The organism is Streptomyces afghaniensis (genome assembly GCF_044327915.1).
Taxonomy (GTDB): Bacteria; Actinomycetota; Actinomycetes; order Streptomycetales; family Streptomycetaceae; genus Streptomyces; species Streptomyces afghaniensis.
Genome location: NZ_JBIRGJ010000007.1, coordinates 262021 through 275310 on the forward strand (window position 1 = coordinate 262021; position 13290 = coordinate 275310).

General features: G+C 71.9%; 12 protein-coding genes. 7 read left to right on the plus strand and 5 right to left on the minus strand.

Going from position 1 to position 13290, the window contains the following annotated elements; all coding sequences use genetic code 11:
- Positions 1-8 precede the first annotated feature (8 nt).
- Positions 9-2075: an FUSC family protein gene (locus ACH4G3_RS27005; protein WP_397626937.1), complete on the minus strand. Its 2067-nt coding sequence runs from the start codon at positions 2073-2075 to the stop codon at positions 9-11.
- A 281-nt stretch (positions 2076-2356) separates the two neighbouring features.
- Between ACH4G3_RS27005 and ACH4G3_RS27010 the strand changes: the two genes are divergently transcribed.
- The 4 genes from ACH4G3_RS27010 to ACH4G3_RS27025 all read left to right on the plus strand — a co-directional run bounded on the left by ACH4G3_RS27010 (position 2357) and on the right by ACH4G3_RS27025 (position 7535).
- Positions 2357-5152, plus strand: a complete 2796-nt coding sequence (locus ACH4G3_RS27010) for an AAA family ATPase (RefSeq protein WP_397626938.1) — start codon at positions 2357-2359, stop codon at positions 5150-5152.
- 222 nt (positions 5153-5374) lie between these two features.
- Entirely contained in the window at positions 5375-5719 is a 345-nt protein-coding gene (locus ACH4G3_RS27015) for a hypothetical protein (protein WP_397626939.1), read from the plus strand.
- Entirely contained in the window at positions 5716-6234 is a 519-nt protein-coding gene (locus ACH4G3_RS27020; RefSeq protein WP_397626940.1) for a hypothetical protein, read from the plus strand. The genes ACH4G3_RS27015 and ACH4G3_RS27020 overlap by 4 nt, the downstream gene beginning before the upstream one ends.
- Positions 6231-7535, plus strand: a complete 1305-nt coding sequence (locus ACH4G3_RS27025; RefSeq protein ID WP_397626941.1) for a hypothetical protein — start codon at positions 6231-6233, stop codon at positions 7533-7535. Before ACH4G3_RS27020 ends, ACH4G3_RS27025 begins: the two co-directional genes overlap by 4 nt.
- Before the next feature lie 49 nt (positions 7536-7584).
- Here ACH4G3_RS27025 and ACH4G3_RS27030 read toward each other — a convergent pair whose 3' ends face one another.
- Positions 7585-8364: a nucleotidyltransferase family protein gene (locus ACH4G3_RS27030; protein ID WP_397626942.1), complete on the minus strand. Its 780-nt coding sequence runs from the start codon at positions 8362-8364 to the stop codon at positions 7585-7587.
- A gap of 147 nt (positions 8365-8511) precedes the next feature.
- On the opposite strand from ACH4G3_RS27030, the gene ACH4G3_RS27035 reads away from it, so the two are divergent.
- Positions 8512-8925 carry a RidA family protein gene (locus tag ACH4G3_RS27035; RefSeq protein ID WP_397626943.1) on the plus strand — a complete coding sequence of 138 codons (414 nt, stop codon included), beginning with the start codon at positions 8512-8514 and terminating at the stop codon, positions 8923-8925.
- A 17-nt stretch (positions 8926-8942) separates the two neighbouring features.
- Positions 8943-9548: a gamma carbonic anhydrase family protein gene (locus tag ACH4G3_RS27040; protein WP_397626944.1), complete on the plus strand. Its 606-nt coding sequence runs from the start codon at positions 8943-8945 to the stop codon at positions 9546-9548.
- Here the strand turns inward: ACH4G3_RS27040 and ACH4G3_RS27045 are convergent.
- Both ACH4G3_RS27045 and ACH4G3_RS27050 read right to left on the minus strand, forming a co-directional pair.
- Positions 9526-10272, minus strand: coding sequence for an aspartate/glutamate racemase family protein (locus ACH4G3_RS27045; RefSeq protein WP_397626945.1), 747 nt, complete (start codon positions 10270-10272; stop codon positions 9526-9528). The genes ACH4G3_RS27040 and ACH4G3_RS27045 overlap by 23 nt on opposite strands.
- A gap of 5 nt (positions 10273-10277) precedes the next feature.
- Positions 10278-11729 (minus strand): NCS1 family nucleobase:cation symporter-1, encoded by a 1452-nt coding sequence (locus ACH4G3_RS27050; protein ID WP_397627240.1) that lies wholly within the window; start codon positions 11727-11729, stop codon positions 10278-10280.
- A gap of 154 nt (positions 11730-11883) precedes the next feature.
- Between ACH4G3_RS27050 and ACH4G3_RS27055 the strand changes: the two genes are divergently transcribed.
- Entirely contained in the window at positions 11884-12552 is a 669-nt protein-coding gene (locus ACH4G3_RS27055; protein ID WP_397626946.1) for a GntR family transcriptional regulator, read from the plus strand.
- Here the strand turns inward: ACH4G3_RS27055 and ACH4G3_RS27060 are convergent.
- The gene (locus ACH4G3_RS27060) at positions 12549-13253 is read right to left on the minus strand and encodes a uracil-DNA glycosylase (RefSeq protein WP_397626947.1); all 705 of its coding nucleotides are present in this window, start codon (positions 13251-13253) and stop codon (positions 12549-12551) included. The two genes, ACH4G3_RS27055 and ACH4G3_RS27060, sit on opposite strands and share 4 nt — an antisense overlap.
- Between the last annotated feature and the right edge of the window lie 37 nt (positions 13254-13290).

Below are 13290 nucleotides of genomic sequence, written 5' to 3' on the forward strand. Positions count from 1 at the left end.
GCTGTGGGTCATCCGGCGCGGCGCGTCCTGGGCGGCCGCAGCCCCACCCGCTCTCCCGGTCCGGCGAGTTCGTCGAGGAGGGCGGTGAGGCGCTCGGTGTGCTCGGGACCGATCCGTCCGGTGTCGTCGAGGTGGACGGCGCAGGCGGTGGTGGTGTCGACGAGGCGTTCGAGGAGGTCGGCCACCTCGTCCGCGCCCTCGGTGTGCCGGGCGAGGGCGGGCAGTTCGTGCGCGGCCAGGGAGATGGCCGTCCGGGCCTCGGCGAGGGTGCGGTAGGCCTCGCGACGCAGGGTCCAGCGGGTTGCGCGGTGGTCGGCGGGGGCGACGCGGTGGTCGGAGGGCGTGGCGCGGGAGTCGGAGGGCGTGATGGGGCGGTCGGAGGGCGTGATCGGGCGGTCGGAGGGGGTGATCGGGCGGTCGGAGGGGGTGATCGGGCGGTCGGAGGGGGTGATGGGGCGCTCGAAGGAGGCACCGGGGCGCTCGGAGGGCGTGCCGGAGGTGCCGATGCGCGGGGCGTCGGCCTCGTCGAGGACGTGGGTGAGGTAGGCGTACGCGGCGTCGTTCGCCGCGGCGAGCCGGGCACGCACGCCCCCGCCCCGCTGTCCCGGCATCGGCAGGTGCCCGGTGATCAGCACGATCGCGCAGGCCAGCAGCGTCTCGCCGATCCGCCCCATGGAGGCCTGCGGCTCGCCGCCGACCATGACCAGGGCGAGGACGAGGACGGTGACGACGGCGGTCTGGGCGGCGAAGTGCCGGGTGGCGACGGGGATGAGCGCTCCGCTGAGGGCGACGAGCGCGATGAGCCCTTCGGGCCGGGGCAGGACGGCGGCGAATCCGGCGAAGACGACGGCGCCGAGCACGGTCCCGGCGGCCCGGTTCAGTACCCGCGAGGCCAGCGGACCCAGGTCGGGCTTGACGAGGAAGACGGCGGTGGCCGGCAGCCAGTACCAGTGCTCGTGCTGCCCGTACCACTGACCCTGGTGCAGGGCCTGGGCGACCGCCGAACTGGCCCCGAAGCAGAGGGCGACCCGCAGCCCGTACTCGCGTCCGGCGCTGCCGAAGGCGGCGCGCAGCCGGTCCCTGGGGGTGCGGGGCCGGGTGTGCAGATCGCCGCCCCTGCCCTGGTCGAACACCTCGGCGGCGTGCAGGAGGGCGTCGTCGAGGGCGCGCAGGGCGGGCGCCGAGCGGGAGGGCGCGGGCAGCGGCCCGGTGTGGCTGTTGCCGCGTACGGCGGCGGCGAGCCGCCGGGGTCCTTCGGAGGCCCGCTCGGCGACGGCCTCTCCGGCCCACGCCAGCGCGGTCGCGGCCTCGGCGAGGGGCAGGGCGGCGGCGTACTGCGCGTGCAGCCGCCGCTCGGCGGAGGAGGAGGCGTACCTCCGCAGCCGGGGCCCGGCGAGGGCGTCCTGCGCGTGGTCGAGGGCCGCGGTGAGCGCGGCCCGGCGGCGCATGGCCTCGGGCCCGCCGACCGCGTCGAGCAGCTCGGCGACGGCGTCGTACACGCCGGCGACGGCCTCCCGCTCCCCGTCGAAGCGGAAGTCCCCGGCGAGGGAGCCGGGCGTGGGCAGCACGAGCCGGAGCACGAGCAGCCATCCGGCGCCCGCGACGTAGGCGAGCGCACGCTCCCACCCCGCCTCCGGCAGGGGCATCCCGGCCCCGATGGCCGAGGCGACGAGCAACTGGGTCCCGACGGCGGACGCGACCGGCCCGATCGCGCTGATGCTCCCGGCGACGAGCCCGATGAACGTGAGGAGCACGGTCAGCACGACCGCGCCGGTCTGCTGCCCGGCGTACGTCCCGGCCACGAGCCCCAGGGCACCGCCCAGCGCGGGCACCCCGATCCGCTTGACCGAGGCACGCCGGCTTCCGGGCCGGTCGTTGATCCCGGCGAGCATGGCGGCGATGGCGGCGACGACCCCGAGCGAGGTACGCCCGGCCTGCACGGCCACCAGCAGCAGCGGCCCCGCCGAGAGTGCCCCCCGCGTCACCGCGCTCCAGGGCACCGGCCCCCGCTGAGCGCGCAGGGCGTGCGCGAGCCAGGGCGGCAAGGCGAGATGGACACGGCGGGACCGGGACACAGGGCTCCTGTCGACTCGTCGAGGGCAGGGGTGGGCCTTCGGGCGACGGTGGCCGGGGCTGGGGTATGGGTGCCCACAGTAGGCGGGGTTCCTGGAGGAAAGGTTTCCTGAACGTGACGGAGTGCGGGAGAGCCGGGTTCTTTATGAACGCAATCCGCAAGCCGCCCTAAACACATTCTCCGGCACCGCGTCAGCACTTCCGCGGAAGCCTGCGCGGGCCCCGGGCGCAGCCCTGATGCTGGGTGAGTGCTGCCCGGCGAAGTGCCGGCTTGGGGGGATGAATGCGGCAGACGAACGACGCGCTGTTCCTGGGCAGGCAGGAGGAACTCGCCAGGATGGGCGGTTGGCTGGACCGGGCGGCGCGCGGCGAGCCCCGGATCGTCGTCATCGACGGTGCCGCCGGGATCGGAAAGACCTCTCTGATCCGTCGCTTTCTCGCCGACAAGGCCCGGGGCTGCCGCGTGGTGACGGCCAGCGGTGAGGAAATGGAGCGGGAACTGGCCTACGGCGTCATCACGCAACTGATGCACCACCTTCCCGAAACGCCCGGTGCGGCGCTGCCCGAGACGCCCGGTGCGGCGCTGCCCGGGACAGCTCACGGGGCGTGTTCCGGCATCGCAGCGCACGACCCCGTTGCCGCGGGGGCCGCGTTCCTCGACGCCCTGGGGCGGCTCCACGGCCGGAACCCGGTGGTCATGGTGATCGACGACATCCACTGGGCGGACACTCCTTCCCTCCATGCCCTCACCTTCGTCCTCCGGCGGCTCCGTGTGGACCGGGTGCTGACCGTGCTGGCCACCCGGGACTCGGCCGATCTGCGGCTGCCGCAGGGACTCCACCGCTTGATCAGTGACGACACCACGCTCAGGCTGAGCCTCGACGGCCTCCCGGTGCCGGATCTGATGGCGCTGAACGCTTCCCTCGGACCCGCGCCACTGCCTCGCCGGACCATGGCCAGGCTGCGGGACCACACGCAGGGAAACCCCCTGCACGTCAAGGCGCTGCTCCAGCAGTTCCCGGCCGACGTCCTCGGCGGCCACTCCGTCCTGCCGGCACCCCGCAGGTACGAGCGGATCATCACGGAGCGACTCGGCGCCTGCGGCCCCGGAGCGCGTCACCTCGTTCAGGCCGCTGCCGTCCTCGGCATGTCCGGCCCTCTCCATCTGGCGGCGGAGTTGGGCGCCGTACCGGAGCCCCTGGGAGCGCTCACCGAGGCGATGGCGTGCGATCTGCTGGACGAGAGCCCGGTGGGCACCCCGCCGCAGGTGGTCTTCCCCCATCCCCTGCTGCGCGCGGCCGTCTACCGCGGGCTGGAGCCGGCCGAACGGTCGCGCCTGCACCGCTCGGCCGCCGAACTCGTGCACGAGCCGTGGATCGCACTGCAACACCGGCTGCACGCCGCTGTCGGGCCGGACGCGGAACTCGCGGAGGAACTCGCCCTGTTCGCCGCGCAGCAGTCCGCGAGAGGCGTCTGGTCCGCGGCGGCCTCCGCCACGATGGCCGCCGCCCGGATGACCGCCGAGCCCGGCCGGCGATCGCGGTGGCTGCTCCGAGGCGCCGAGTACCTGCTGCTCGCCGGAGACGTCAGCCAGGCCGCCGAACTCGAGCAGACCATCCGTGGCATGACTCCCGACGCGGAACAGCACTATGTGCTGGGGCACCTCGCGCTCACCACGGGCCGGCTCCACGAAGCCCGTCGAGAGCTCGCCGCCTGCTGGGACACGTGCGACGCGACCACGGGAACGGAGACGCTCCGCAAGGCGGCCGAGCAGATGGCCTGGCTGTGTCTGATCCAGGGGGACGCGCCGCGCATCATCCACTGGGCCCGGCGCGGACTCGACCTGCCCCCGGGCAACCGGTCGTCCTTCCTGCGCGACTCCCTCGCCATCGGTCTGGCCGTCTCCGGCGACTACGAAGAAGGCATGCGGTCCCTCGCCCATCTACGGGACGCGGGACCACGGGACACCCCGGAGCAGTTGGACGGCCTCCTCGCCCGCGGCATGCTGCGCCTGTGGAACGGGCAGCTCCGCGAGGCGCGCAGGGACCTGGAGGAAGCCTTCGCCTCCCACCGTCGTGGCGGGTTGCCCTACGCGGCCCTGGTGGCGCTGGGCTTCCTCACGGATGCCGCGTACCGGGCCGGGCAGTGGGACGAAGCCATCGCTCACGGCACCCATGCCGTGTCCCTGGCCGAGGACACCGACCAGATCTCGATCCTCGCCGTGGTGCACGCCATGACCGCGTGCCCCCTCGCCGGCCGGGGCGAGTTCCGGGCCGCCGAAGCACACGCCGGAGCGGCGGCCGAACACGCCCGCGTGCTCGGAGACGTCAACGATTCCGCCTTCGCCGCCACCGCACTCGCTCTGGTCCACACCGCCCGTGGCGATCACGAGGGGGTCATCCAGCAGCTGAGCCCCTTCCTGCGCCCGGAGATCGTCCACCGGTACGGCATCGAGGAACCCGGCCTCGTCGGTTGGCGCCCCCTGCTCGCCGAAGCCCTGACCCGCACCGGGCGCACGGAGGAAGCCCACGAGGTGCTCACCCCGTACGAGAGGCGGGCCACCGAGCGGAGCCGGCCGATCGAACAGGCGGCTGCCGCGCGCTGCCGCGGGCTGCTGGAGGAGGCCCGCGGCCACGCGGACGCCGCCGACCAGGCCTTCCGGGACGGTCTACGGCACTGCTCACAAGCAGAGGGCTGCTGGGAAGAGGCGCTGGTGCGCCTCTCCTACGGCACTTTTCTGCGGCGCTCAGGCCGGCGCAAGGAAGCGGCGGGCGAGCTCGAAGCCGCGCACCGTACCTTCCAGCGGCTCCAGGCCACGCCGTACCTCGAGCGGTGTGCCAGGGAACTCTCCGGGTGCGGACGCGTGACGGTGCGTCCTCAAAACGCCGGGCATCCGGTGCTGACCGCACAGGAGCTCACCGTCGCCAGACTGGCCGTGCGGGGAATGACGAACCAGCAGATCGCCCGCGAACTCGTGCTCAGCGTGAAGACCATCGAGTACCACCTCAGCAACAGCTACACCAAGCTCGGCATCACCTCACGCATGGGGCTGATCGAGCAGCTGACCCCTGGCGCCTGACGACGTGGCGCGGCACGGGCGCCCGGGGCGCCGTCCCGCCCTCGCTTTCACACCGGCTCGCGCCCCCGGGATTCCCCCGGGTTCGCCCCTGGGGTGCTCCGGGCTGCTCCTCCGTAGCGTTCCTGCCCACCACACACGAACGATTGGGGGGAAGAGTTGCGTGCCCATGTTTCTGTCTCACGTCTCTTCTGCGTTGTGCTGCTCGCTCCGGTTCTGATGGCCATGGGAGCCTGCAAGGGCGACGAGACACGGGAATCGAACTCGGCCGGGAACGCGTCGAGCGGCGTCTCCTTCCGTACTCCACCGCGCGTGGTGGGGAGTTGGTGCGGGGGAACGGACGAGGCGCCGCACTGGACCTACATCTTCGGCGGCGACGGGAGTTACGTCCGGCGCAATGCGAGCGGACAGGGTGACTCCGGGATGGCGCGCTTCGACAGTGCGCAGATGACGCTCATCGTCGACGGCCGGCCCGTCATCTCCTACCCGTGGTCCATGTACTCCGACCCGACTCTGGGCGACCTGCTGTACATCGACGGCTTCAGCTACGTACGGGGGAAGTGCTCATGACCAGCACGGGGCCGGGCAGGACCACCGGCCGGCTTCGCCCGCCGCTCCTCGCGTTCTCGGCGATGCTGCTGCTTTCCGGCGTCGCTGCCTGTTCGGACGGCGGCAAGGGTGAAGAGCGCTCGACGCCCGGCTCACGAACCAGGGCCGCCACGCCCCGGGATCTCGTGGGGGCGTGGGAGAGCGCGCAGCCGGGCAGCAACACCACACTGGCGTACCGGTTCACGGGCGAGGGGAAGTACAAGTACTTCGGGATGACCTCGTATCCCATGGGACAGGAGGTCTACCAACTCGTCCACGTGGTCGAGGGGACGTACGAGGCCTCGACGAACGCCCTCGTCCTCAAGCCCCGCTCCGCGACCCTGACCAGGAAGAACCCTGAGAACCCCGAGCGGGACTTCACGAGCAGTCCCGCCCCGTTCAAGACGGAGCGCTTCGAGTGGAAGATCGCGGATCGCGAACTGTCGCTCATCCGTGAGGACGAAACGCGCTTCACCTTCAGGTGGGTGTCGAAGTGACGAGCCCCGCGCCCACCGGCCCGGCCGGCTCGTCCCCGTCCCGGCGGCGGTTCTGTCTGCGTACGCGTGTTCAGTTCGCGCTGACAGCCGCGATCGCGCTGGCGACGCTGCTGGCCACCTGGCAGTTCAAGATGGCCGGGGACTCCTATCAGGACGCGGCCGCCGAGGAACTCAAACTGCACGCGGCGGTGCAGGAGGAGGCCCGGCATGTGTACGCCGACGAGGCACCACTCGCGTTCAGAGTGGCGGCTGCCACGACCCGGGCCGAAGCGCTCCAGGCGCTCAAGGACGACGGCCGGCTCGCGGCATCGGAGTTCTATCTCGCCGAGCAGGAGGCGGTCAGCCTCCGTCACAGTGCCGCCCCCGAGAGCATCATCGGCACCGATCAGTACCTGGATCCCCGCAAGGGCTACGACGTTCCCCGTCGCCTGGCACACCAGGAGGAACGGACTCCGGGCATCTACCGCCTCTCACCGGACAAGACGATGGCGGAGGGCGACAGCTGGGCGGCGTGGGGACGTGTCTCCCTGGTCGTGGCCGGCGTGGCGATCCTCTCGGCACTGGTCGCCGCGAGCGTTCTGCGCCCTGAGGCGTGGCGCAACCCGCCACCCACCGGTCGGCCGCGCCGCTTCCTGAGAGGTGTCGACCCCATTCCGCAGCCGGCGACCGCCCCTTCCGCACAGCGACGCGGCACCCGGATGCACCTGCTCGTGGTCCTGCTGCTGTTCCTGCTGCCTCTGCTCCAGTTGGCGGCCGCCTCCGGCGAGCAGCGTGCGCAGGCCGAGGCGTCCCGCCAGGCACTCCGGCTCGGAGCCGCCATCGTGGCCAGCGGACAGCGGCAGGCCTTTCTGGCGCAAGCCGTCACCGCGTCCCAGGTCGCCGACATCCATGCGGCGGCCCGCGAAGCCGCGGTCCTCTACCAGGAGGACACTCCCGGCGCAGTACACGAACGGGCCGTCGCCGCAGCCGAGACGCGGCATGCCTCCCGGTTGCGTCTCACGGCGGAGTACATGGGCCGCCCACCCGGCGTCGGCGACGGTGTTTCCTCCGCGTCCGTGGTCGCCCTGCGGGCCCGGCCCGAAGACTGGCCGGAGATGCGGGCCGAGCAGAACCGCCACAAGGAGGCGGCGGACGCGGCCGGTGATCGAGGCCTGTACCTTGCCGCAGCCACCGCGCTGGCGCTGGTGGCAGAGGTGCTGGCAGCCGCTTTCCTGGAGTCCGGACGCCTGTCGAGACTGGCCTGGCCCACAGCGATCGCCGCGCTCTCGCTCGGCATCACGACGTGGACCGTGCTCGCGTGAAGGCAGCCGTCAGCTGTCGTGCACCGCGTCGCGTCCCACGGGCCGGCGTTCAGGGGGCCGGCTCCACGGCGCGGGCGAAGAGTGCTTCCGCGTCGGCGACCGCCCGGGCGAGGGTGTCCGGTCTCGACGTCAGATTCGTGACCAGTGCGTCCGCTTCGTCCAGCCCGGCACGCGCGACGAGGCCCTTCTCGTTCGTGACCCACTCCCCCCGTGCCGCCAGCACCGCGTGCGCCGTCTGTGTCGCGGCGAGGGCGATCGCGCCCGCGACCTGGGTGACGGCGCCTTTCGGGGCGTGGCCCGCCTTCGCATACGCGAGGGTGGCCGTGGCCATGCCGTGCCAATGGGCAGAGGCGGTCTCGCGCAGGGCCGGCGGGTAGGCCGCGGGGCGCGGCAGTTCCCCCCGCAGTACCTTGTTGATCGCGAGTTCGGCGGCGAGCAGGTACGTCGGGATGCCCGCCAGGTGGAACATCAGCGGCTCGACCCGGAAGCGGCCCTCTTCCGCTTCCGCCACCTCGTGGTCGACGACGTCGAGATCGCGGTAGTGCACATCCACGCGCCGGCCGTCGACGGTCAGCCAGGCGCCGCCGTTGAAGACGCCGCCGCCCCACGCGCCGAGTTCGGAGACCTCGCCTTCCCAGCCGACGGCCCGGAGGTCCTCCGGATCGAAGGCGCCCCGGTAGTAGATCGCCAGATCCCAGTCGCTGTCCGGGCGTTCGGTGCCCTGTGCGCGGGAGCCGCCGAGGGTGACGGCCCTGACGGCCGGGAGGGCGGCGAGGCGGTCGGCGGTGGTGCCGAGGAAGGTCTGGTCCGGGAGGGTGGGCACGGGCACTGCTCCTGGGCGGGCGGGTGACGGTGTCCGGAGAAGCGTAGGAGGACGGCCCGGTCGGGGTGAACCGAAATACGGATGCGTCCGCGGGCCGGGGCTCGCATGATCGGTGGGTTGCCCTCGGCTGCCGCCCCTAGATCGGAGACCCCCGTGATCCAGCGAGTCACCGTCCCGAGCCTGTTTCCGCCGCCCACGTACTCCCACGCCTCCGTCGTGGAGGCCGGCACGAAACTCGCCTTCCTCGCCGGGTCCGTCCCGCTGGACGCCGACGGCGCACTCGTCGGCCCCGGGGATCCCGTGCGGCAGGCCGAACAGGTGATCGACAACCTTCGCGAGCAACTACGCGCCGTCGGCAGCGACCTGGCGCACGTCGTGGCGAGCGACGTGTACGTCGTGGGAAGTGAGCCGGCCGTGCTGTCCGCCGTGTGGGACGTCGTCGAGGCGTCCGGGCTCAGTGCCGGTCCGCACTCGTCGACGCTGATCGGCGTGGCGTGCCTCGGGTACACGGATCAGCTGGTGGAGATTACGGCGACAGCGGTCGTGCCCGGCGAGCCGCCGGCCTGAGGCCTGAGGAGAGCGCCATGTTGATCGAACACCGAGGGCGGCGCCCCGTCGTCCCCGAGTCCGCGTACGTCGCCCCGACGGCCGTCCTGTGCGGGGCCGTCGTCCTCGGTGAGCGCAGCCGGGTGCTGCACGGGGCCGTACTCACCGCCGAGGACGGGGAGGTGCGGGTGGGCTCGGACGTCGTCGTCATGGAGAACGCGCTCGTGCGGGGGCGGGCCGGGCACCCCGCGGTGATCGGTGACGCCGTGCTCGTCGGCCCCCACGCCCATGTCAACGGGGCGACCCTGGAGGACGAGGTCTTCGTGGCCACCGGCGCCTGCGTCTTCCCGGGCGCCGTCGCGAGCGCCGGATCCGAACTGCGGATCCACAGCGTGCTGCACGTCAACTCCGTGCTGCCGCCCGGCACCGTCCTGCCCATCGGCTGGATCGCGGCGGGAGCGTCCCGGGCCCGGCTCTTCGCCCCGGGCGAGCACGACGAACTGTGGCAGGTGCAGGAGGCGCTGGACTTCCCCGGCACGGTGTACGGCATCCCGCGCGGTACCTCGATGCGGGAGGTCATGGCCCGCCAGGTGGCGTTGTACGGCGCTCATCGCGACGACGTCACACTGGACGGCCCGGCATGACCTGGTCCGGTGCGGGCCGCCCCCACACCCTCCGTTTCGCCAGCGGTTCGGCGTAGCTCCCCGCCCGGCTCGTCGTCAGCCCCAGCGCCACCAGCGATTCCGCCAGTTTGACCGCCGCGGCGACCCCGTCGACGACCGGCAGGCCCAGCTTCTCACCGACCACCCGCTGCAACCCCGTCATACCGGCGCAGCCCAGCACCAGCACCTCGGCCCCCGCCGCGCACGCCCGCTCCGCAGCGGCCAGGAACGCCGTCTCGGTGCGCTCGTCGTCGCCGAGGTCGAGCACGTTCAGGCCCGTGCCGACGATCGCGGCGCAGTTCCGGGCCACGCCCGCCGTCTCCAGGCTGTCCTCGATCTGGCCGACGGACCTGGCCAGCGTGGTGACGACGCCGTAGCGGCGGCCCAGCAGACAGGCCAGATGCGCCGCCGCCTCGGTGATGTCGACGACCGGTACGTCCACCAGTTCCCGGACGCCCTCGCGCCCGTGTTCCCCGAAGCCGGCCATGACGACGGCGTCGTACGGCGGTCCGTCGTACGTGCGCAGCATGTCCAGGACGGCCGCGGCGGACAGGTAGCTGTCGAGCCAGCCCTCCGCGGACTCCGGCCCCCAGTCGGGGGTCAGTCCGGTCACGGCGGTGCCCGGGCCTGCGGCGGCCCGGGCACCTCGTACGATCTCCTCGGTCATCTCCTGCGTGGTGTTGCAGTTGGTGACGACGATTCGCACGTTTCTCAGACCTCCGCGGTGGCGCGCTCGGGGCGGCACAGGGCCGCGTACAGGCCGGCCGCGATGGCCGTGCCGATGAACCAGGAGTAGGGCGCCACGTCGCTGAAGGTCTTCACCAGCGCGAGGACCGCCGCGACACCGGCCGCCGGCAGGAACGCCCACAGCGCCTTCGGGTTGAAGCCCTTGCGGTAGTGGTAGCGGGAGCCGGGCGTGGCGTCGAAGAGTTCGTCCACGTTCACCCGGCCGCGCTTGACCCAGTAGTAGTCGACCATGATCACGCCGAACAGCGGGCCGAGGAAGGCGCCGAGGCCGCCGAGGAAGTAGTTCACGACGGTCGGGTTGGAGAAGAGGTTCCAGGGCGTGACGAGCAGGGCCGCCACCGTGCTGATCATGCCGCCGATCTTGAAGGTGATCTTCTGCGGCCAGACGTTGGCGAGGTCGTACGCCGGCGAGACGAAGTTGGCGACGATGTTGACGCCCATGGTGGCGATGGCGAAGGTCAGCGCGCCCAGCACCAGCACCCAGGTGTTGCCGATCTCCGCGACGAGGTAGGCCGGGTCGGTGATCTCCTTGCCGAAGACCTCGAAGGCGCCCGCGGTGACGATGACCGACACGATCACGAAGGCCGTGGAGTTGACGGGCAGGCCCCAGAAGTTGCCGCGCCTGACGGACTTGTAGTCGGGCGCGAAGCGGGAGAAGTCGCAGAAGTTGAGCATCAGCGTGCCGTACGTGGCGAGGACCAGGCCGATCGCGCCGAACCACTGGCGCCACTGCTCACCCACGGACACCGGGTGCGGGGTGGAGGTGAGCGAGATCGTCCAGCCGGCCTTGGCGAGGATCCACACGGCCAGCGCGATCATCACGAGCCAGATCGCCGGACCGCAGAAGTCCTGGAACTTGCGGACCGATTCCATGCCCCGGCTGATGATCGCCGCCTGGACCAGCCACAGCGCGATGAAGGAGACCCAGCCGAGCGCGTCCAGCCCGAGGAACGAGTTGTGCGTCCACGACTCCAGGCCCGGCCAGGCCGCGAGCAGCATCACGTTGACGGCGACGGAGGCCAGGTAGGTCTGGATGCCGTACCACATGATGGCGATCACGGCCCTGATCAGCGCCGGGATGTTGGCGCCCCAGACGCCGAAGGCGATCCGGCTGACGACCGGGAAGGGTACGCCGTGGCGCTGCCCGATCTTCCCCATCCAGTTCATGCCGATGTAGATGATCACGAACCCGACGAGCAGGGACGTGAAGATCTGCCAGACGTTCATGCCGAGGAAGAGCAGTCCGGCGGCGAAGGTGTAGTTGCCGAGGTTGTGGACATCGGACATCCACATGGCGAAGAGGTCGAAGACCTTCCAGTTGCGCTTCTTGGCGGGCGCGAGGTCTTCGTTGGTGAGCCGGGGGTCGGGGACGAACGCTGGTGTGCCGGTGGCTTCGGCACGGTCGGCGAGGGACACGGGGGCCTCCATGAGCAAGGGGACGAAGGAGGACTGCTCTACGAGGGTTTGGTATACCAAACTGCGCACATGGTCTCCCCGTCAACCGTTCTGACCGATGTCGCTCTTGTTGACGCTCCGTAAAAGACCCTCCGCGTCGGCGAGGATGGGCTTCATGACGAAGATCGAACCCCTCGGAGCGGTGCGCGAACGCGTCACGGCCGACCTGCGGCAGGAAATCATCGCGGGCAGCCTCCGTCCCGGCGACCGCCTGGTCGAACGCGAGCTGGCGGAGCGCTTCGGCGTCTCGCGCGTTCCGGTCCGGGAAGCGATCCGGGCGCTCGTCGCCGAGGGCTTCGTCCACTTCGAGACGCCCCGCCGCACGGTCGTACGCCGTCTCACCCCGAACGACGTCAAGGAACTGTTCGAACTGCGCGAGGCCCTGGAGGTCTACGCCGCCGGACTCGCCGCGTCCCGCGCGACACCGCAGGACCTGGCCGAGGTCCAGGAGCTCCTCGACCGCGCGGCCGCCGCCACCGAGGCCGGGGACGCCGAGCTGATCACGGACCTCAACAGCCGCCTGCACGACCGCATCGTGGCGATGGCCGCCAACAGCCTGCTGACCGAGGCCCTGGAACCGGTCGCCGGCCGGCTGCGCTGGATGACCCGGCGCAACGAGGAGTGGCCGCAGCTCCTCGTGGAGCACCGCGAGCTGTACGAGGCGATCGCCTCGGGCGACCCGGACCGCGCCCGCGCGCACGCGCTCACGCACGTACGGACCAACTACCGCTCCACGGTGCGGCATCTGTTCGGGGAGGAGGCTTCCGGGGAGGAGGCTCCTTAGCCGCTTTCGGCGGGCAGTTCCGCCGCCCGCGCGGCCGTCCGCAGGACGTCACGCAGCATCGCCGGGGTGAGCCGTCCGGTGAAGGTGTTGCGCTGGCTGACGTGGAAGCAGCCGAAGAGCTCCAGGCCGTCCAGGTGGTACCGGGCGCCGTGGCCGAAGGCGGGCCGGGGCCGGGGCACGGACCAGCCCGCCTCGGCGAACGCGGGCAGCGCGGCCTGCCAGCCGAAGGCGCCGAGCACGACCACGGCCCGCAGCGTCGGACGCAGCAGTCGCAGCTCCTGCACGAGCCAGGGGCGGCAGGTGTCCCGCTCCTGAGGGGTGGGTTTGTTCGCGGGCGGGGCGCAGTGCACGGGCGAGGTGACGCGTACGCCGTACAGCTCCAGGCCGTCGTGGGCGTGCTCGGCGGTGGGCCGGGAGGCCAGGCCGACGTCGTACAGCGCCTCGTACAGGACGTCCCCCGAGCGGTCGCCCGTGAACATCCGGCCGGTGCGGTTGCCGCCGTGCGCGGCGGGGGCGAGTCCGACGATCAGCAGCCGGGCGTCCGCCGGCCCGAACCCGGGCACCGGCCGCCCCCAGTACGTCCAGTCCGCATAGGCGGCTCGCTTCACCCGGGCAACCTCCTCCCGCCAGGAGACGAGTCGCGGACAGGCCCGGCAGTCCGCGATGCGCTGGTCCAGGAGAGGAAGACCGCTGGCGTCCATGACTCCACCGTAGGCGGCAGCTCGGACCGCCCCCCTC

Bases quoted from the DNA above. Each gene is read 5' to 3' on its own strand.
- ACH4G3_RS27060 (WP_397626947.1), bottom strand. From the start codon at position 13,253: ATGGACGCCAGCGGTCTTCCTCTCCTGGACCAGCGCATCGCGGACTGC.
- ACH4G3_RS27055 (WP_397626946.1), top strand. From the start codon at position 11,884: ATGACGAAGATCGAACCCCTCGGAGCGGTGCGCGAACGCGTCACGGCC.
- ACH4G3_RS27010 (WP_397626938.1), top strand. From the start codon at position 2,357: ATGCGGCAGACGAACGACGCGCTGTTCCTGGGCAGGCAGGAGGAACTC.
- ACH4G3_RS27020 (WP_397626940.1), top strand. From the start codon at position 5,716: ATGACCAGCACGGGGCCGGGCAGGACCACCGGCCGGCTTCGCCCGCCG.
- ACH4G3_RS27015 (WP_397626939.1), top strand. From the start codon at position 5,375: ATGGGAGCCTGCAAGGGCGACGAGACACGGGAATCGAACTCGGCCGGG.
- ACH4G3_RS27040 (WP_397626944.1), top strand. From the start codon at position 8,943: ATGTTGATCGAACACCGAGGGCGGCGCCCCGTCGTCCCCGAGTCCGCG.